At 59.1% G+C, this 18,149-nt stretch carries 15 protein-coding genes and 1 tRNA gene; 7 read left to right on the top strand and 9 right to left on the bottom strand.

All coding sequences use genetic code 11. From position 1 onward, the window contains the following. Window positions 1–5 precede the first annotated feature (5 nt). The 3 genes from ACI3KQ_RS14630 to ACI3KQ_RS14620 all read left to right on the top strand — a co-directional run bounded on the left by ACI3KQ_RS14630 (window position 6) and on the right by ACI3KQ_RS14620 (window position 4,719). Window positions 6–2,375: a glycoside hydrolase family 3 N-terminal domain-containing protein gene (locus ACI3KQ_RS14630; RefSeq protein ID WP_404958860.1), complete on the top strand. Its 2,370-nt coding sequence runs from the start codon at window positions 6–8 to the stop codon at window positions 2,373–2,375. 149 nt (window positions 2,376–2,524) lie between these two features. Then, window positions 2,525–3,946 carry a GH39 family glycosyl hydrolase gene (locus tag ACI3KQ_RS14625; protein ID WP_404958858.1) on the top strand — a complete coding sequence of 474 codons (1,422 nt, stop codon included), beginning with the start codon at window positions 2,525–2,527 and terminating at the stop codon, window positions 3,944–3,946. A gap of 89 nt (window positions 3,947–4,035) precedes the next feature. Next, on the top strand, window positions 4,036–4,719 hold the full coding sequence (locus ACI3KQ_RS14620) for a TetR/AcrR family transcriptional regulator (RefSeq protein WP_404958856.1): 684 nt from the start codon (window positions 4,036–4,038) through the stop codon (window positions 4,717–4,719). 61 nt (window positions 4,720–4,780) lie between these two features. On the opposite strand, the gene ACI3KQ_RS14615 is transcribed toward ACI3KQ_RS14620, so the two are convergent. Then, the gene (locus ACI3KQ_RS14615; RefSeq protein WP_404958854.1) at window positions 4,781–5,050 is read right to left on the bottom strand and encodes a hypothetical protein; all 270 of its coding nucleotides are present in this window, start codon (window positions 5,048–5,050) and stop codon (window positions 4,781–4,783) included. 148 nt (window positions 5,051–5,198) lie between these two features. Here ACI3KQ_RS14615 and ACI3KQ_RS14610 point away from each other — a divergent pair, with 148 nt between their 5' ends. Next, the gene (locus ACI3KQ_RS14610; protein WP_404958853.1) at window positions 5,199–6,137 is read left to right on the top strand and encodes a ThuA domain-containing protein; all 939 of its coding nucleotides are present in this window, start codon (window positions 5,199–5,201) and stop codon (window positions 6,135–6,137) included. Window positions 6,138–6,183: 46 nt separating this feature from the next. Further along, window positions 6,184–8,442, top strand: a complete 2,259-nt coding sequence (locus ACI3KQ_RS14605; RefSeq protein ID WP_404958851.1) for a glycoside hydrolase family 3 N-terminal domain-containing protein — start codon at window positions 6,184–6,186, stop codon at window positions 8,440–8,442. Window positions 8,443–8,759: 317 nt separating this feature from the next. Here ACI3KQ_RS14605 and ACI3KQ_RS14600 read toward each other — a convergent pair whose 3' ends face one another. After that, window positions 8,760–9,677: an alpha/beta fold hydrolase gene (locus ACI3KQ_RS14600; protein ID WP_404958849.1), complete on the bottom strand. Its 918-nt coding sequence runs from the start codon at window positions 9,675–9,677 to the stop codon at window positions 8,760–8,762. A 195-nt stretch (window positions 9,678–9,872) separates the two neighbouring features. Continuing rightward, window positions 9,873–11,837, bottom strand: coding sequence for a PAS domain S-box protein (locus tag ACI3KQ_RS14595; protein WP_404958847.1), 1,965 nt, complete (start codon window positions 11,835–11,837; stop codon window positions 9,873–9,875). A gap of 207 nt (window positions 11,838–12,044) precedes the next feature. Here ACI3KQ_RS14595 and ACI3KQ_RS14590 point away from each other — a divergent pair. Beyond that, window positions 12,045–12,118 (top strand) — tRNA-Gly (locus ACI3KQ_RS14590). 107 nt (window positions 12,119–12,225) lie between these two features. After that, window positions 12,226–12,423 carry a hypothetical protein gene (locus ACI3KQ_RS14585; RefSeq protein ID WP_404958845.1) on the top strand — a complete coding sequence of 66 codons (198 nt, stop codon included), beginning with the start codon at window positions 12,226–12,228 and terminating at the stop codon, window positions 12,421–12,423. Window positions 12,424–12,514: 91 nt separating this feature from the next. Here the strand turns inward: ACI3KQ_RS14585 and ACI3KQ_RS14580 are convergent, their stop codons facing one another. The 6 genes from ACI3KQ_RS14580 to cyoB are packed head-to-tail and all read right to left on the bottom strand — an operon-like array spanning window position 12,515 to window position 18,128. Further along, on the bottom strand, window positions 12,515–13,057 hold the full coding sequence (locus ACI3KQ_RS14580; protein ID WP_404958843.1) for a response regulator transcription factor: 543 nt from the start codon (window positions 13,055–13,057) through the stop codon (window positions 12,515–12,517). Beyond that, the gene (locus tag ACI3KQ_RS14575; RefSeq protein ID WP_404958841.1) at window positions 13,050–14,390 is read right to left on the bottom strand and encodes an ATP-binding protein; all 1,341 of its coding nucleotides are present in this window, start codon (window positions 14,388–14,390) and stop codon (window positions 13,050–13,052) included. The genes ACI3KQ_RS14580 and ACI3KQ_RS14575 overlap by 8 nt, the downstream gene beginning before the upstream one ends. Next, the gene (locus tag ACI3KQ_RS14570; protein ID WP_404958839.1) at window positions 14,369–15,055 is read right to left on the bottom strand and encodes an SURF1 family protein; all 687 of its coding nucleotides are present in this window, start codon (window positions 15,053–15,055) and stop codon (window positions 14,369–14,371) included. The genes ACI3KQ_RS14575 and ACI3KQ_RS14570 overlap by 22 nt, the downstream gene beginning before the upstream one ends. 17 nt (window positions 15,056–15,072) lie before the next feature. Further along, complete coding sequence (cyoD, locus tag ACI3KQ_RS14565; protein ID WP_404958837.1) at window positions 15,073–15,462, bottom strand: cytochrome o ubiquinol oxidase subunit IV; 390 nt, start codon at window positions 15,460–15,462, stop codon at window positions 15,073–15,075. Then, window positions 15,459–16,103 (bottom strand): cytochrome o ubiquinol oxidase subunit III, encoded by a 645-nt coding sequence (gene cyoC / locus ACI3KQ_RS14560; protein ID WP_404958835.1) that lies wholly within the window; start codon window positions 16,101–16,103, stop codon window positions 15,459–15,461. Before cyoC ends, cyoD begins: the two co-directional genes overlap by 4 nt. A gap of 6 nt (window positions 16,104–16,109) precedes the next feature. Further along, window positions 16,110–18,128 carry a cytochrome o ubiquinol oxidase subunit I gene (gene cyoB / locus ACI3KQ_RS14555; RefSeq protein WP_404958925.1) on the bottom strand — a complete coding sequence of 673 codons (2,019 nt, stop codon included), beginning with the start codon at window positions 18,126–18,128 and terminating at the stop codon, window positions 16,110–16,112. Between the last annotated feature and the right edge of the window lie 21 nt (window positions 18,129–18,149).

The raw sequence follows: 18,149 nt of genomic DNA, 5'->3' as shown, positions 1-18,149 counted from the left end.
ACTTCTTGGCTGATCGGATAGCCGTTACGCGGCGCATGTTCATCGCTTCAACTGCTCTGGCGATGCCGGTAGCCGCAATGGCTGACGTAACAGGCAAGGCGGTATATCGCGATCCCAAGGCGCGGATTGAAGATCGCGTCCGCGATCTGCTGGGCCGGATGACGCTTGAGGAAAAGGCCGCACAGATGCGGTCGATGGCGTACACCAAATCGACCTTCCTGGATGGCGATAATTTTTCGCCAGAAAAGGCAAAGCAGGTTTTTGTCAACGGGATTGGGCAAATCGGCAATCCGAGCGACACCAATGGTACGGCCCGTTCTGCCAAAGACGCCTATCGTGGCGTCGGGGAGACAATAGACCTTGTGAACGCCATACAGCGGCATCTGGTTGAAAATACCCGCCTGGGTATTCCCGCATTGTTTCACGAGGAAACGGCCCACGGCCTTAAGGCGCGGGACGGAACGATCTTTCCGATCCCGCTCGGTCTCGGCAGCACCTGGGACCCCGCGCTGGTTCAGAAGGCTTACGAGGTGGCGGGGCGTGAAGCCCGCTTGCGGGGCGCTACCGTCGCGCTCAGTCCGGTTCTGGACCTTGCCCGCGATCCGCGCTTCGGCCGGGTCGAGGAGTTCTTCAGCGAAGATCCCTATCTGGTCAGCCAGATGGGCATCGCCTCAGTGCGTGGGCAGCAGGGGCCGCGCCCCTTGGCGGCGGACAAGGTGTTCGTAACGCTCAAACACTTCATTCACGGCGCGCCCGAGAGCGGACTCAATATCGGTCCAGCCGACATGAGCGAGCGGACGCTGCGCGAGAATTTCCTCGTACCCTTCGCGCAGGTCATCAAAAACGCCGACCCCGCCGTGATCATGCCTTCATACAACGAGGTTGGGGGCGTTCCCTCCCACGCCAATTATGAGCTTCTCCAACGTACCGGACGCGAGCGGCTTGGCTTTCGCGGGGCGTATTTCAGCGATTATGGCGGCGTCACCAATTTGATCACGCATCATCACATGGCGGCGCATGACGATGATGCCGCCGTGCTGGCGGTTCATGCAGGCATCGATGCCGAAATGCCGGACGGTCAGGCCTATGCCCGGTTGCCCGAGCTGGTGCGCGCTGGCCGCATTCCCGAAGCCAGCATCGACGCCGCGGTATCCCGCATTTTGGCGCTCAAGTTCGAGGCTGGTTTGTTCGAGAATCCCTATCTGAACAAGTCCCTCGCCCTGCGTCAGGTCAATGCGCCCGCCAGCAAGGCGATTGCACGCAAGGTCGCGCAGAAGTCTCTGGTGCTGCTAAAAAATGACGGTTTGCTGCCGATCGATCCGGCCAAGCCGCGCAAGATCGCAGTCATTGGACCGAACGCGGTTGAGCCATTGTTTGGCGGCTATTCATCCGTGAACGCGCAGGCCGTGGGGATATTGGCGGGCGTGAAAGCGGCTGCCGGGCGAGCGATCTCCATCGAGCATGCCGAAGGCGTCCAGATCGTCAAACCCGACCCCACGGGTCAGCATCTGCCCGCCCGCGCCGCGCGCTACGCCGATCCGGCGGAGAATGCGACGCGCATAGCCCAGGCTGTGGAGGTCGCGAAACGGTCAGATGTCATCCTGTTGGTCGTCGGCGACGTGCCGGAAATCACCCGCGAGGCGATCCATGCTGGGGCGCCGGGCGATCGTAACAGCCTGAACCTGTTCGGCGATCAGGACGCGCTGGTGGATGCGATGATCGCGACAGGCAAGCCGATTGTTGCCTTGCTGATCAACGGGCGTCCGCTCACGGTCAGTCGCCTGGCCGAAAAGGCCAATGCTCTGGTGGAGGGCTGGTATCTCGGCCAGGAGGGCGGGAACGCCTTTGCCGATATGCTTTTCGGCAAGGTCAATCCGGGTGGCAAACTGCCGATCACTTTCCCCCGGTCGGTTGGCGACCTGCCAGTGTTCTACAACAAGCATTCTTCAGCCAGGATTGGCCAGCGCTATGTAGAGGCGAAGCCGACGCCGCTTTTTCCGTTCGGCTATGGCCTGAGTTACACGACGTTCGAAATGACCGCGCCGCGCCTCGCGAAGGCCACCATCGCGGTTGGCGAGACAGCAATCGTGGAGGTGGACGTCACAAATACCGGACAAAGGCCAGGCGATGAAGTGGTCCAGCTCTATGTCCGCGACGATGTAAGTTCCGTGCCGCGACCCGTACTGGAGTTGCGCGGATTTGAACGGGTGACCTTGAAGCCAGGTGAGAAGCGCACTGTGCAGTTTCGCCTTGATCCCGACAGCCTGGCATTCTGGAACATCGACATGAACTATGTCGTGGAACCAGGCACTTTCACGATTCATGCCGGTCCGAACTCGGTCGATCTGAAGTCGGTGAAGCTTACGGTTGCCTGACCAGCGACATTAGCAAAGGTGGCGCGCGCCGACCGCGCACAGGAGTGAAGATGATGTGGGATCGCCGCGAAATAATTGGTGCCGGAGCAGCAGTATTGGCTTCTTCTGCTCTTACGAAGCCGTCTTTTGGCCAGACAGGCACCGAGCACGTGGAGATCGATCTGCGCCGCGAGATGGGCGCGCTGGATCATATCTGGTCGCGTTGCGCAGGATCGGATCGGGCCTCCGCCACGATGCGGGAAAGTTGGCGGCATGATCTGGAGCGGTTCAGGGTCGAGACGGGCCTGGAACGTGTGCGGTTTCACGGCATATTCAACGATGATCTCGGCGTCTGGCCCGGTGGGATGAACGGCAAGGATCCAAATTTCCAGAATGTCGATGAAGTCTATGACGGCGTGCTGGCGAGGGGAGTGCAGCCTTTCGTTGAATTGAGCTTCATGCCCAAGAAGCTCGCCAGCGGGAACACAAAGCTGAACTTCACCTACAACGCCAATATCACTCCGCCAGCGTCGCCGCAGGCATGGGGCGATTTTATCGGCGTTTTCGTGCGCCACCTGATCGATCGCTATGGTCTCAGCACAGTACGCCAGTGGTATTTCGAGGTTTGGAACGAGCCCAACTTAAGCTGGTTCTTCAGCGGTACGCAGGCCGACTATTTCGCTATGTACAAGGCCGCGGCGCGCGCGATCAAGGCGGTAGACCCCAAGTTGCGGGTGGGCGGACCCTCCACCGCGGCCGCACAATGGATGCCGGAGTTTCTCGGCTTTTGCGCTCAGGAAAATCTGCCCGTCGATTTCGTTTCGACGCATATCTATGCGGGCGATGACCAGAAGGAACTGTTTGGCGAGGCGAATAAAATTCCTCACAAGGATGTGATCCCCGCAGCCATGGCCAAGGTACGGAGCCAGATCGACGCGACGCGATACAAAGGCGCGGAACTGTGGCTATCGGAATGGTCGTCCGACAGTCCCGCGATGATCGCCCATGTCATCAGCAATTGCCTGCCCTACTGCCACGCCATGTCGCAATGGTGCATCAGCAATGTGTTCGAAGAGATCAACTTCCCGAATTTCATCCTGAAGGAAGGCGACGGCGGCTGGGGCATGATCGCCCAGCGCGGCATCCCGCGCCCGGCCTTCAACACCTATAAGCTGTTGCACCGGCTGGGTCAGCGCAGGCTGGCGACCACCGGACCGGCTCTTGCGAGCAAGACCAGGAACGGCGCAGCTGCACTGATATGGAATCTGGCCGAAGTGAAGCAGCCTTCCGGGATACCGGGCATGAGCAACGAGCGTATCGTCACGGGCGAACGCAAGAAGATTAAGGTCAAGCTGAAGGGCGCTGCTCCAGGAAAGAGCGTGCGCGTCAGCTATGTCGATCAGGAGCGGGGTTCGCCTCTCCCGAAATGGCGGGAATTGGGGTCGCCGCAATATCCCAGAAAGGATCAGATCGATCAGATCCGCCGGGCTGCCGAACTCGCGCCACCGGAAACGCGCCGCCTGGATAAGGAGGGCGTCTTGACGCTGGACCTGCCGCCTGAAGGCGTCGCATTGGTTGAAATGTCTGAATGAATTGGCGCCTAAATTCGCTTTTGTGGGCGTCTTGTGGTGCAGGCGATAACTTCATAAGTGAGACTGCCTAACGAAGACGGGACATTTGGGTGAAGGAATCCAAGAAGCGCGGTTCGCCGGTTGACGCAAAGCTTAAACCTCAAGCCACGCGGGTTAGGCGCATGGGGCGGCCGCCAACCAAGAAAGCGGGCGAGATAGAGGAAGCTATTCTGTCAGCGGCGAAGGAATTGTTCCTGTCGCTCGGCTATGAAGCAACCTCGATGGAAGCGGTGGCGCAGGCGGCCGGTGTCTCCAAACGAACATTGTACATCCGTCATTCGACCAAGGAAGCGTTGATAAAGTCTGTAGTGGAAGATCGCGTCCGCACCTGGTCCAACGAAGCAAGCGCCCGGAACAGTGAGGTGCCGGAAACATTTCCCGAAAGCCTGAAGCGGCACGCCCAGACCTTTGTCCACATGCTTGCCAACCCTGAAGTTCGGCAATTTGATCGGCTGATCTTGACGACGGCCCATCGCTTCCCTGAGATTGCTGAAACTTTTTACAATCTCGGCTACAATTACGAACTCGGCTTCCTGACGAACGAAATCATCAGAGGGACTCAGGATGATGCTGTGCCTCCTAAGGAGCCCAGGCGCGTAGCGTTGCAGTTGTTGAGTATGATCCAGGGGTGGCGCAGGACCGAGGAAACAGTGCGCGAGATTAGCACTGAAGAAGCGGCGGAATTTGCGTCTCAGGCGGTGGACGTGCTGTTGCGTGGTAGGGACAGTTGGTAAAATATTCGCCTGCCTGACACGACTGGCCGGAGCATATGACAGCCGGCCAGCCGCGTGAGGCTTACTTAGCCTTCAGTTTGGCGAGGTCTGCGTCGACATCGGCAAGTACCTTGTCCGTGATCTGATCCGGCGAATATTGCTGAATATCCTTCAGCGTCATCGAACGAGCCATATCCACCTGATCATTGGTGGTCATGCCGGGGACGTGCTTTTCCAAGACAGCCTTTGCAGCCGGATCGTCAAGCAGGGCGCCAATTTCCGTCGTCGAGCTTGAATAAGCTGCCTGAGCAAAAGCGGGCAGGGGCGCCATCGCGAACACCGCGGCGGCCAAGATCAATTTCTTCATTTTTCTCTCTCCATCAATGAGTGGCAAACTATCTAGCAGGATGTTGGTTTAATGCAACGAGCCTGTTTACTTCTCCCGTGATATAGCGCTATGCCTTGCCCGTTGCTGAACAATGTTGAATAGAGGTGAGGTGATGAAGGCGATCGCGAAGCGGAAGGTGTTCCGGGTCCTTGGCGTGCTCGCCGCGATTTTGGTCCTCGTTCTGGTGGGCCTGTCATTGATGTTCATGACCGCCGTAGGGCCGGGTAATTTTGGTCGGTTGGTCCTGGGCATTGGCACCAGCTATGACAAGACGCCGCCGCAAATCTCCGCTAAGCTTGCTGACCCTGCTATTCTCATTTTTTCCAAGACCAATGGCTTTCGCGACGACGCGCAGATCGTTGCGGCGAACCGTGCGCTGGAGGAGATTGCCCGTCAGCGTGGCTGGGGCAGCTACACGACCGAGAATGCCGCCATATTCAACCCGGACCAGCTTGCCCGCTTCAAGGCTGTAATATGGAACAGCGTGAGCGGCGACGTTCTGACGTCGGGGCAACGTGATGCGTTCCGCAATTGGATGGAGAAGGGCGGTGGCTTTGTCGGGCTGCACGGTGCCGGCGGCGATCCGCAATATGCCTGGCGCTGGTATGTCGATGACCTGATCGGGTCCCAGTTCATTGGTCATATCATGGACCCGCAGTTCCAAATGGCTACGCTCAATGTCGAGGATCGGAGCCATCCCGCTACCCGTCATCTGGGCCCGACATGGCGCCGGACGGACGAATGGTATTCCTTCGCGACGAACCCTCGCGACAAGGGCTACCGCATTCTCGTGACGATCGATGAGGGGACTTACCGTCCCGAAGAAAAACTGCTACCATTCACCAAGCCGAAGAACATCCGCATGGGTGCCGATCATCCGATGGTTTGGACGCATTGCGTGAAGGATGGACGCGCATTCTATTCCGCGCTGGGACACGCGGCCTCCACCTATCAGGAACCGCAGCATCGTGAAATGATCGCTGGAGCGATCAGCTGGGCCGCCGGGCTGCAAGGGCCGGGTTGCGCCAACGGCAAAGAAATAACCTCATAATCAGCGGTCCGAAGACCTCCTCTCTTTTTACTGGAGTTGCCTGAAAATGTTGCGCCATCCCAATGTCAGCCGCCGGTCTGTCCTGATCAGCTCCGCCTGCCTTTTCGCTTGGCAGGCTTCGGGCATCCCCGCTGCGATGGCCGCTGTCCGCCGTCCGCTTTCCAGCCGGGTCCAGTCGCTGATCGCTCAGATGACAATCGAAGAAAAAGCGGGGCAGCTGACGCTGATGCCCACGCCATGGACTTCGGCGGCAGCAGCCAAGATCAATCCGGAAGCGGTCCTGCGCAACATCGAGAATTTGACAGGCGATGCACAGGCCGGGCGGCTGGGCGGCGTGTTCAACGGTTTTGGGGTCGAGGCGCATCGCAAGCTTCAGACAGCCGCCGTGAAGGGGCGCCTTGGCATTCCCATGATCTTCGCGGGCGATGTGATCCACGGTTATCGCACGGTTTTCCCGGTGCCGCTGGGGGAAGCGGCAAGCTTTGACCCCGACCTCGCCGAACGCACCGCCCGTGCGGCGGCGGCGGAAATGGCGGCAACCGGTTTCGACTGGGTCTTCGCGCCGATGGTGGACATAGGCCGGGACGCGCGCTGGGGTCGAACGGTCGAGGGCGCGGGCGAGGATGTGCTGCTGTCAAGCGACATGGCTCGTGCGCGGACACGCGGATTCCAGGGCCGGTCTCTTGCCGATGACGCTTCCGTTGCCGCCTGCATGAAGCATTTCGTGGCCTATGGGGCCGCGGAAAGCGGGCTGGACTATAACACGGCGGACATTTCCGAACGCACTCTGCGCGAAGTTTATCTTCCGCCGTTCCAGGCCGCAGTGGATGCAGGTTGCGCCACCGTCATGGCCGCGTTCGAGGATATTGCAGGCCGTCCCGTCCATGGCGGGCGTGAATTTCTGACCGACATATTGCGCGGCGAGATGGGCTTCGACGGGCTGGTCGTCGGCGACTATAATGGCGATGTTGAAATCGTCGCGCGCGGCCTTGCGGCCGACGCCCGCGACGCTGCGCGGATCGCCATCATGGCAGGGCTCGACATGAGCATGGCCAGCGGCATCTACCGCGACCATCTGCCTTCGCTGGTGCAGGCGGGCGAAGTACCGATGGAACGGGTGGATGAGGCGGTCGGCCGCGTCCTCGCGCTCAAGGAAAGGCTCGGTCTGTTTGAGGATCCTTTCCGCCGCATGGACCTGAAGCGGCAAAAGGCGCGCATGCGCACCAAGCCCGCGCTCTCACTCGCACGCGAGGCGGCCCAACGTTCTATCGTCATGCTGAAGAATGACGGCAATCTTTTGCCTTTGCCGCGCGAGGGTAAACGCATCGCCATCATCGGCCCCTTTGCGGAAGGTCCCAGCAATCTGCACGGACCTTGGACGCTGTTCGCCGACAACAAGGAAGCGGTCGATCTTGCCAGCGGCATGCGATCGGCGGTTAGCGACGCTTCGCTGATCAGCGTGGTCAAAGGTAGCGAGATTACAGCGCCGATCGACGGCGGCATCGATGCAGCCGTGGCAGCCGCGCGAGCAGCGGATATCGTTATCCTTGCCGTGGGCGAACGCGAAGCGATGTCGGGCGAGGCGGCCTCGCGGGACCTGGTCGTGGTCCCCGCCCCGCAACAGGCCCTGGCAGAGGCGGTAGCCGCTGTCGGAAAGCCGATGATCGTCGCTTTGCGAAACGGCCGCGCACTCGCGCTGGAAGGCGCGATCCTTGATGCACCGGCGATCCTCGTCACCTGGTTCCTGGGTTCGGAAATGGGCAATGCCGTCGCCGACATCCTGTTCGGCGCGAAAGGGCCTTCGGGGCGCCTTCCAGTCAGCTTCCCGATTTCAGCAGGACAGGTGCCTTATTATTACGCGCATCGTCGGCCAGGGCGCCCGGCCAGCGCGCGATATATCACATCTAAATATGACGCTCGCTTCCCGTTTGGTCATGGCCTGACCTACGGGGAAATCAGCTATGCCGATCTTGTCATGTCCTCCAAGCAGATGCCGAAGGACGGCAGCTTGCGCGTGACGGTGACGATCAAGAATGAGGGGAAATACGCTGCGAAGGAACTGGTGCAGCTATATGTCCAGGACGTCGTTGCGAGCGTCACCCAACCTGTCCGCCAGTTGAAGGCATATAAGCATGTCGATCTGCCGCCGAAACGATCACAGCAGGTCACATTTGACCTGGCCGCGGCTGATCTCGCCTTCCTTGGTGTAGATCTGAAGCCCGTCGTCGAAACCGGAAAGTTCAAGCTGTGGGTCGCGCCTTCCGCCGAAGCTGCCGGCCTTGCCGAAGAATTCGAGGTTGCATGATCTGTGTCAGCAGCTTGCCAAGGTGACGTCCAGATGATCGACTCTTCGTCGATCCGCGTCCACCAGCAGGCTGCCAACGCCCAAAAAAGATGGTCGATCCCGTTGCTTGGGTCGCTCGCGCGGCGCGGCGGCCTGACAACCAGGATTTATGCACTGGTCGATGCGCTCGGGCTACCCATCGGCTTCGGGAGCCCGGAACCCCCTTGATACCCATAGGGAAGATCGTCGATTTTCTGAGTATCAGAGCGTGGAAGGTAAATAGCGGCAGTTGTTCACCAGCCGAGTAACAGCGTTACATCGATCGCGATTACCCGCGTCTATCGCAAAGGCTGCGCAATTTGGGTGGAACCTTCATAGTTTAGGAAGTTTCCCAGCTCCGAAATAAACCTGTCAAACTGATCATGATGCAACCAATGCCCGGCATCCGCGAACTCCACCAGCCTGGCATCCTTGAAATGATCGATCCTCCCATCCTCCACCGGGTTCGACGCCCAACTGTCGAGTCCCAGGCATAAAAGGACAGGGCAGGTAATCCGCGCCCAGAATTGCGGAAGCTCTACTTCCGACGCATTTTCCGGCGGCTGAATCCGCAAATCAGGATCGAACTTCCAGCCGTAGCTGCCATCTTCGTTTCGGTTCACGCCATGTGAAGTCAAATGCAGCGCCCGCTCAGCAGACAAATGATCATTCCGCTCCCGCATCCGCCCTACCGCCGCCTCGATCGTGGCATAGTGTCGGGGTAGGCGTCGAGCGCTGATCTGCCGCTTCGCGATCCACTCGCCCCACTGATCCGGCGCGGAAAGGGCGGCTTTTTCTTTCAGCCGGTCGGGCGACAGTCCCAGGCCTTCGATGGCCACCACCCGCTCAACGCGGCCAGGAAACAACCCGGCATAGCGCAGGACGACCGCTCCGCCCAACGAATGACCGACCAGCGTCACCTTGTCGCGACCGATCTGGTCCACCAATTGGGCCAGGTCATAGACGAAGTCTGCGGTCAAATAAGAACCCTGCCTCGACCAAGCGCTGTCGCCGTGCCCTCGCAGATCGGGAGCGATGACATGATAGTCCCGCGCCAAAACGCTTGCGGTCCAGTCCCAGCTACGCGCGTGATCCAGTGCCCCATGCAGGAGGATGATCGTCGGTGCGGACCGATTGCCCCAATCGACATAATGTAGCCTGGTCCTAAGGGACGTGTAGAAATGTGAACTAGGGCAGGGCAGAGGGGATGCAGTCATGTGGTTCCATATGCCGAAGTCGGAGAGCGGCTTTATACTCATCTTCCTTCAACCAACTCCACGAGGCTGGCAAGCGATGTACTGACCCAACAGATGAAATGTAGCAGGTTTTTTGCAGGGTGGATCGCTGACGCGGGGACTAGCTTCGGTCGATCGTGCCAAATCGGGAAATGAGGCGGGTTTTTGTGATCGGACCTAGTTCTGCACGCCGGGCATTTCAGAAAAGCGAGCGGCGGCATATCCTTGCCGTGCGACCGCCACCATTCGTGCCAGTTCGGCTTGCTTGAATGGCTTGTCCAGCCTCAGCCGCCTCGTTGCCTGGGGTGGCAATTCTGCAAAACCGGTGATGATGACAATCGGCAAACCCGGACGGATTTCCTCCAGGACATCGGCCAATTGGGCCCCTGTCATGTTCGGCATGGCGTGGTCGGTGATGACCATGTCGATATGGCCCTGCTCCAGTATACGCAGCGCGTCAGCTCCTGACATTGCTTGAAATACGGTGTGGCCCAGTTCCCCCAGCATGCCAGCGGTGTTGGTAAGGACCAGTTCGTCATCATCCACCGCCAGGATGACGAGCGGCTGGTCATCCTGGCCGACGACAGCGTCAAGCGTTTCGGGGGCAGCTTCCGTCAATGAGTTTTCGGACGAAGCGACGGGCAACCACAGGGATACGTTTGTTCCCTGTCCAAGACCGCTGGAGATCGTCAACGAACCCCCGCACTGTTCTGCGAAGCCGTGAACCATCGACAAACCGAGGCCTGTGCCTTTTCCAATCCCCTTGGTCGTGAAAAAAGGTTCGCGCGCTTGGTTGAGGGTCGCTTCATCCATGCCCTCGCCTTCGTCAATCACCGACAATCGGACATATCTGCCCGATGCCAGATCGGGGTGCTGGTCGGCATGCAGATCCAGTTCCACGCCTTCTATGATTAGTCGGCCGCCGTCCGGCATGGCATCGCGTGCGTTTACCGCCAAGTTGAGCAGCGCCAATTCCAGTTGGCCCGGATCGGCATGAGCGCAGCTAAGCGAAATCGGAAAACGTGTCTCAATGGATACGGTCGACCCAAGCGTCGAGTCCAGAAGACCAGCCATATTCCGTACGAGGTTCACACAATCCACGCTCTCCAGTCGCAATTCCTGTTTGCGAGCGAAGGCCAGCATACGCTGGGTCAAAGTAGCGCCACGTTCAGCAGCGATGATCGCATTCTCGATATAACGCGAAATGTCCGCGCCGATCGCTAGCCGCTGCCTTGCCAGGTCCAGACTACCCACGATTACAGCAAGCAGATTATTGAAGTCGTGAGCCACGCCTCCGGTCAATTTGCCGATGGCATCCATTTTCTGAGACTGGAAAATGGCCTCACGCGCCTGTTCCAGTGCCATCTGTGTTTCGCGCCGTTCGGTAAGATCGCGGGTCACCTTCGCAAAGCCGATCAATTTCCCCATGGGGTTGCGGACCGGATCAATGACGACATTGGCCCAAAATCGGGAGCCATCCTTGCGGATGCGCCAGCCTTCTGCCTCGAACCGGCCTTCGCGCGCCGAAGTCTCCAGCGCGCGTGTCGGCACACCCGCCAACCGGTCCTCGTCCGAGTAAAAGCGCGAAAAATTCTGGCCCAGAATTTCGTCGGCTGTATATCCTTTGAACCGCTGAGCCCCGGCGTTCCAGCTGGTGATCGTGCCGACCGGGTCCAGCATATAAATTGCATAGTCGGTAACGCTCTGCACCAGCAGCCGGAACCGTTCCTCGCTTTCCTTCAGTGCCGCTTCCGTGGTGCGCCGTTCGGTGAGGTCACGAGTAACCTTGGCAAACCCAATGATCGTACCGGTTGGGTTACGGATGGGGTCGATGACGACGTTGGCCCAGAAGTGGGTGCCATCCTTGCGCACGCGCCACCCTTCAGCCTCAAACCGGCCTTCCCGCTCCGCAGTTGCGAGCGCTCGGGCTGGAACGCCTGCCGCCCGGTCTTCGGCTGTATAGAATGCGGAAAAATGCTGCCCGATAATCTCGTCAGCTTCATACCTCTTGAATCTGCGCGCACCCGCATTCCAGCTGACGATAGCCCCGGAGGGGTCGAGCATATAGATCGCATAATCGGTCACGCTCTGGACGAGCAATTCAAAGCGGTTTCCAGAGATGTCCGGCGCCGCCGTGCTCATAATGCCCCCGTAAAAATCATATATCTTATTGAGACATCCAAACCTGCCGGGCGGATGTTCGTTCCTTTGGAGAATCGGCTTCGTTCCCATCCAGCCCTAGCCTGTTGGAAAAAAATCCCTATTTGTTTTCTTTGGGTTCCATGTATTGCCTTGCACCTTGACCGGCGTTGACGTGCTTCGGCACAGCGGCTAGGCGGATGTCGCTTTGCGGGTGTAGCTCAATGGCAGAGCAGAAGCTTCCCAAGCTTACGACGAGGGTTCGATTCCCTTCACCCGCTCCACTGTAACAGTTCTATTGAAAAGGGCCGCTCCAATGGGCGGCCCTTCATTTTTGCTACAGTTCAAAGCGTCAGCGCTGCTGGCCACCCTGATCGTCCCGGCGCTCCCCTTGACCGCCACCTTGCTGACGACGCTGTTCATCGCTCTGCTGATTTTGCTGCCCGCCGCCCTGTCCGGGCTGTCCGCCTTGCTGGGTGCGGCCACCATCCTCCTGATTTTGCTGTCCGGGATTTTGGGCCTGTCCGCCCTGCTGATTATCTTGGTTCTGATTAGCCATTTTCTGAGATCCTCTCGAGCGCCGGGGTGACGCTGAGATAGAACCGCTGATGGAAAGATCGCGTTCCCGGCGACTTGCTGATCGAGATCAGTCGAGACCTCATTTCTCTTCTGCCGCTCGACTATCCGACCTGACGTTTTGCGAGCTTGCGAGCCAATGTTCGGCGATGCATGCCCAAGCGTCGGGCGGTTTCCGAAATGTTGAAGTCGCTGTCTTTCAACACCTCATGGATATGTTCCCACTCCAGCGTTTTGATCGATGTCGGACGGGGCGCCAGCGGAGTTGTTGTATCACCCGCCGACCGCCGCGCGAACGCGGCTTCGATGTCGTCGGTATTAGACGGCTTGGCCAAGTAATGGGATGCGCCGAGCTTGATCGCTTCCACCGCGGTCGCGATGCTGGCGAAACCGGTCAGAACTACGATGAGCATTTGGGGGTCATGAGCATGAAGTGTCTGGACGCAAACCAGGCCAGATTCGGTTCCCAACTTAAGATCGACGACCGCATAGCTGGGATCATGAACTTCCAGGATAGATTGCAGCGCTGTCTGGCTATCCGCCGTCAGCACGCTGTATCCCCGCCGCTCGAAAGATCGTTTGAGAGTGCGGGCAAAGGCCGCGTCATCTTCCACCAGCACGAGCAGTCTTGGCGCTGTGTCATCCATTTGCCTGTTCCTCCAGCGCCACGGTCCCCAGGGGCACTCGCATCAGCACGAGTGCGCCGCCGTCAGCCCCGTTGGTGGCGCTGACGTTACCACCTAGCTTCCGCACGACATTGACCACAAGAAACAGGCCCAGCCCACTGCCTTGTTTGCCCTTGCTGGAGCGATAAGGCTTACCAAAGTCTGTTAGCATCGCATCGGTAAAACCGGAGCCGTCATCCCGCACAGCGATGTTAAGGGAAAGATTGTCGCGGCCCACGAGCAGATCGATATGGCTTGCCCCGGCTTCCCGTGCATTGTCCAGAAGATTTCCGATCGCCTGCCGGATCACTGGGTCAGCGACGATGCGTGGATAGTCGTGCGGGCCATAATCGCAGCGCAGCGGCATGCCAGCGTTTGCTGCGCGCCAATCCCTCGCAATACCTTCGATGAAGTCCCGCACGTTTGTGATTTCGGGAGCTTCCCCCCGCGCTTCTCCGGCCGACAGAAGAATACCGGTCAGGATCGCCTTGCAGCGCTGCACTGCCATCTGCATTTCTTCTACTTCTTCCATCAGCGGACGGTTCTGGCTGATCTCTGGCATGTGCTGCCAATCGCCCAGCACAACGGCGAGCTGCGATAGGGGGGTCCCCAATTCATGCGCCGCGCCCGATGCAAGCAAGCCCATGCGTACGATATGTTCCTCTTCCACCGCCTGTTGCCGCAAACGCGCCAGATAGGTGTCGCGTAACTGCAGGTTGCGGGCGACGGGCATCACGAACAGCACCAGCAATACCGCGATCATGGTAAGGCAGATCCAGGTCCCGATGATGTGCAGGTCGAACAGGCGCCCTTCCATTGCATCCGAAAGGCCAAGCGGTTGATGCACGATGGAAAGCATTGCCGCGCAGACTGCCGACATGAGGACTATCCCCCATATGCTCCAACGGTCGAGTAGAACCGCGCCCAAAGCTACCTGCAAGAGATACAGGGAGATGAAAGGGTTGGTGGCCCCGCCGCTCAGATATAGCTGTGCGGTAAGCATCAATACGTCGAACAGCAGCGCCACGAACAACTCCGCGCTGGCTACGTCGGTGCGGCGGCGGAGCGCAGCATAGGAGCCCACGTTCACGACGGCAGCGATACTGGCAACCAGCAGCATGGCGTCGACGGGCAGGCTAATGCCCATAACATGGTGTACGAACAAAATCGTCGCAACCTGTCCAGCGATAGCTATCCAGCGCAACTGCACCAGCAGCGCCATATTTTTGCGTCCAGCCGCATCGGCCGGCCACTGGCCGGGCAGCCAGCGGCCACTGAGAGGCCGAATAAGCCTCACGCCCGGCATGCTTTCCATTCGTGACGCATAACCACTATGTAGGCGCCCGCGACCATCGCCGCCAGCGCGAACCATGTGATTGCGTAGGTCAAATGATTGTTCGGAAAATTGACGATGGTTAGCCCGCCGATAGGCAGCGTGGTGGAAGCGCCGCTATATTCTTGGTCCAGGAAATAGTTCGCGACGGGCGCGCGCAGATTGCGGGCACGGCTGATTGCCGACACATCGCGTGAATACCATCGATCAGCCTTGGGATCGTTGCTGCGTAAAAATCCGCCGTCCGGCTCCGTTTTACGCAGCAGGCCGACAATCCGCACCGTTCCGGTAGGCTTACCATAGCCGGAGCGACGGTCTGGCGGTACGAAGCCGCGATTGACGATTATGATGAAGCCACGATCGGTGAGCAGCGGTGTCAGCACCCAATATCCCAGGCCATGGACGGTAGATGCCTGCACCAGCGTAGTCCGATCATGCAGAAAGCGTCCGCGCGCCGTGATCCGTCGGTACATATCGTCTGGTCGGGCCTGAGGTGGGGCCGGGCCAAGGCGGTCGTGGATGCGCATTTCGACCTGATGGATCAGCGCGCGTTTCCACTGCAGCCGATGGACTTGCCAGAGGCCCAGGCTCACCAGGCCGGTGAACAGGAGTGCGGCGGCGACTGACAGGCTGATCAGAGCCGCCACCGACCGCCGCTTTGTATTCACGGCATCTGGCTCATGTCATGCGGTGACATGCCCTGCATCTGGGGCATCATATTGGTGTTCAGATGGTACATGACCCACATGGATCCTGACAGGGTGATGACGACCAGAACGATCGTGAAGATCAAGGCCATCATCGTCCAGCCGCTTTCCGAGCGGGTATTCATGTGCAGGAAGTAGATCATGTGAACGATGATTTGCACCACTGCGAACGCCATGATGACGAACGCGGTGGTCTGCGGATTAGCGAAATAGCCGGTCATTACCAGCCAGAAGGGGATGGCCGTCAGGATCACCGACAGGCCAAAGCCGATCATGTAGCTGCCAAAGCTGCCATGACCATGCCCCGCGTCGTGATTGCCGTGGACGTCGTGATCGTGCGCGTTCATCGCAGCATTCCCATAAGATAAACAAAGGTGAAAACACCAATCCAGACAACGTCGAGGAAGTGCCAAAACATGCTGAGGCACATTAATCGGCGCTGATTTGCGGGGATAAGACCCTTTTTCGCTACCTGAGTCATCAGCGTCACCAGCCAGATGATACCAAAAGTGACGTGCAGCCCATGGGTGCCCACCAGCGCGAAGAATGCCGACAGGAAGCCCGATCGCATCGGGGTTGCGCCTTCATGGATGAGGTGTGCGAACTCGTACATTTCGATGCTGAGGAAGGCGAGGCCGAACAGGCCGGTGATGGCCAACCAGCCCTGCGTTGCTGCCACCCGGTTCTTTTCCATCGCCAGCATGGCAAAGCCATAAGTGATCGATGAAAATAGCAGCATTGCGGTGTTCAGTGCCACCAGCGGCAGATCGAACAGGTCCTGGGGACCAGGCCCCGCAGCATAATTGCCGCCCAGCACTGCGTAGGTTGCGAACAGGCAGGCGAAGATGAGGCAATCGCTCATCAGGTACATCCAGAAGCCCAGCATGGTGCTGGAGCCTTCTGGATGATGAGGTTCTTCGGCCAGATGGAAGAGGGGGCGGCCATCATTGTCCAGGAATGCGGCGTCGACGGTAGCTGCGCTTGCCATATTTGTTCAGCCCTGCATCGCGAGTTGGCGGGTGCGCTCGTTCTCGGTGCGCTCAACCACATCCTCCGGGATATGGAAGTCGCGCTTATAGTTGAAAGTATGACCGATCGTGACCGACAGGATACCTATGAAGCTGAGGCCTGCGAGCCACCATATATACCAGATCATCCCGACGGCGAAGGCTACCGAAAGCCCTCCAAGGATCACGCCAGTGCCGGTATTGCTGGGCATATGGATCGGGCGGTAGCCACTGGCAGGGCGCTGATAGCCGCGCTTTTTCATGTCGGCCCATGCGTCGCCATCATGAATTACCGGCGTGAAGGCGAAATTGTAGTCGGGCGGCGGTGAACTGGTCGACCATTCGAGCGTACGGCCATCCCAGGGGTCTCCGGTCGTATCGCGCAGTTTGTCGCGGTTGATGATGCTCACCGCGAACTGGATGAACATGCACGCGATGCCACCGGCGATCATGAGTGCGCCCAGTGCCGCGATCTGGAACCAGATCTGCAGGGAAGGGTCGTCGAATACTCGCATGCGGCGCGTGACGCCCATGAGACCCAATATATAGAGCGGCATGAAGGCAACCCAGAAGCCGACGACCCACAGCCAGAAACTGCGTACACCCCAGGTCTTGTCCAGTTTGAACCCGAACGCCTTTGGCCACCAATAGTTGATCGCCGCGAACAGGCCGAACAGCACGCCGCCGATGATCACATTGTGGAAGTGGGCAATCAGGAACAGCGAGTTATGCAGCACGAAGTCGGCGGGTGGCACGGCGAGCAGCACGCCGGTCATTCCGCCAAGTACGAACGTCAGCATGAAGGCGACAGTCCACATCATCGGCAATTCGAAGCGGATGCGGCCGCGATACATTGTGAAGAGCCAGTTGAAGAGTTTTGCGCCTGTCGGAATGGAAATGACCATCGTCGTTATGCCGAAGAAGCTGTTGACGCTGGCGCCCGATCCCATGGTGAAGAAATGGTGCAGCCAGACGAGGTAGCTCAGGATCGCGATGACGACCGTCGCATAGACCATCGACGAATAGCCGAAGAGCCGTTTCGACGAGAAAGTCGAGGTGACTTCGCTGAAGACGCCGAACAGGGGCAGGATGAGGATGTAGACTTCCGGGTGGCCCCAGATCCAGATGAGGTTTACGTACATCATCGGGTTGCCGCCAAAGTCGTTCGTGAAGAACGCCGTGCCGACGTAGCGGTCGAGGCTCAGAAGGGCCAGGACGGCGGTCAGGACCGGGAAGGCGGCCACGATGAGGACGTTTGAGAGGAGCGATGTCCATACGAAGATGGGCAGTTTCATCATCGTCATGCCGGGCGCGCGCATTTTCACGATGGTCGCGATCAGGTTGATGCCTGACAAGAGGGTCCCCACGCCCGCCACCTGCAGGCCCCAGATATAATAGTCGACCCCGACGCCCGGTGAGTAGGCGATGCCCGACAGCGGGGGATAGGCGAGCCAGCCCGTCCGCGCGAATTCGCCCACGAACAGCGACATCATGGTGATGACCGCGCCTGCCGTCGTCATCCAGAAGCTGAAATTATTGAGGAAAGGGAAGCTGACGTCGCGCGCGCCGATCTGCAAGGGGATCATGTAGTTCATGATGCCGGTGATCATCGGCATCGCCACGAAGAAGATCATGATGACGCCGTGCGCCGTGAAGATCTGGTCATAGTGATGCGCGTTCAGATAGCCTTCCGACCCGTTGAACGCCCATGCCTGCTGTATGCGCATCATGACGGCGTCGGCGAAGCCGCGCAGGAACATGATGAGGCCCAGGATCATGTACATGATGCCGATACGCTTGTGGTCCACGGTCGTGAACCAGTCGCGCCACAACATGCCCCAAAGGCGATATTTGGTGATGAGGCCCAGCACGGCGACCCCGCCGACGACGACCGCGAGGAAGGTGCCGATCAGGATCGGTTCGTGGAACGGGATCGCGCTCCAGTCGAGCCGACCGAAGATCAGTTTCCAGATGCCGCTATTTTCGGAGGCGGGATGAGGGGACATGGGATCAGGGCCTTGGGAGGG

Origin of the sequence: Sphingobium sp. ZW T5_29, assembly GCF_044987515.1 — a bacterium.
Taxonomy (GTDB): domain Bacteria; phylum Pseudomonadota; class Alphaproteobacteria; order Sphingomonadales; family Sphingomonadaceae; genus Sphingobium.
This window is presented reverse-complemented; position numbering and strand designations above follow the sequence as displayed.

Bases quoted from the DNA above. Each gene is read 5' to 3' on its own strand.
- cyoD (WP_404958837.1), bottom strand. From the start codon at position 15,462: ATGAACGCGCACGATCACGACGTCCACGGCAATCACGACGCGGGGCAT.
- ACI3KQ_RS14600 (WP_404958849.1), bottom strand. From the start codon at position 9,677: ATGACTGCATCCCCTCTGCCCTGCCCTAGTTCACATTTCTACACGTCC.
- cyoC (WP_404958835.1), bottom strand. From the start codon at position 16,103: ATGGCAAGCGCAGCTACCGTCGACGCCGCATTCCTGGACAATGATGGC.
- ACI3KQ_RS14580 (WP_404958843.1), bottom strand. From the start codon at position 13,057: ATGGATGACACAGCGCCAAGACTGCTCGTGCTGGTGGAAGATGACGCG.
- ACI3KQ_RS14605 (WP_404958851.1), top strand. From the start codon at position 6,184: ATGTTGCGCCATCCCAATGTCAGCCGCCGGTCTGTCCTGATCAGCTCC.
- cyoB (WP_404958925.1), bottom strand. From the start codon at position 18,128: ATGTCCCCTCATCCCGCCTCCGAAAATAGCGGCATCTGGAAACTGATC.
- ACI3KQ_RS14595 (WP_404958847.1), bottom strand. From the start codon at position 11,837: ATGAGCACGGCGGCGCCGGACATCTCTGGAAACCGCTTTGAATTGCTC.
- ACI3KQ_RS14575 (WP_404958841.1), bottom strand. From the start codon at position 14,390: ATGGAAAGCATGCCGGGCGTGAGGCTTATTCGGCCTCTCAGTGGCCGC.
- ACI3KQ_RS14610 (WP_404958853.1), top strand. From the start codon at position 5,199: ATGAAGGCGATCGCGAAGCGGAAGGTGTTCCGGGTCCTTGGCGTGCTC.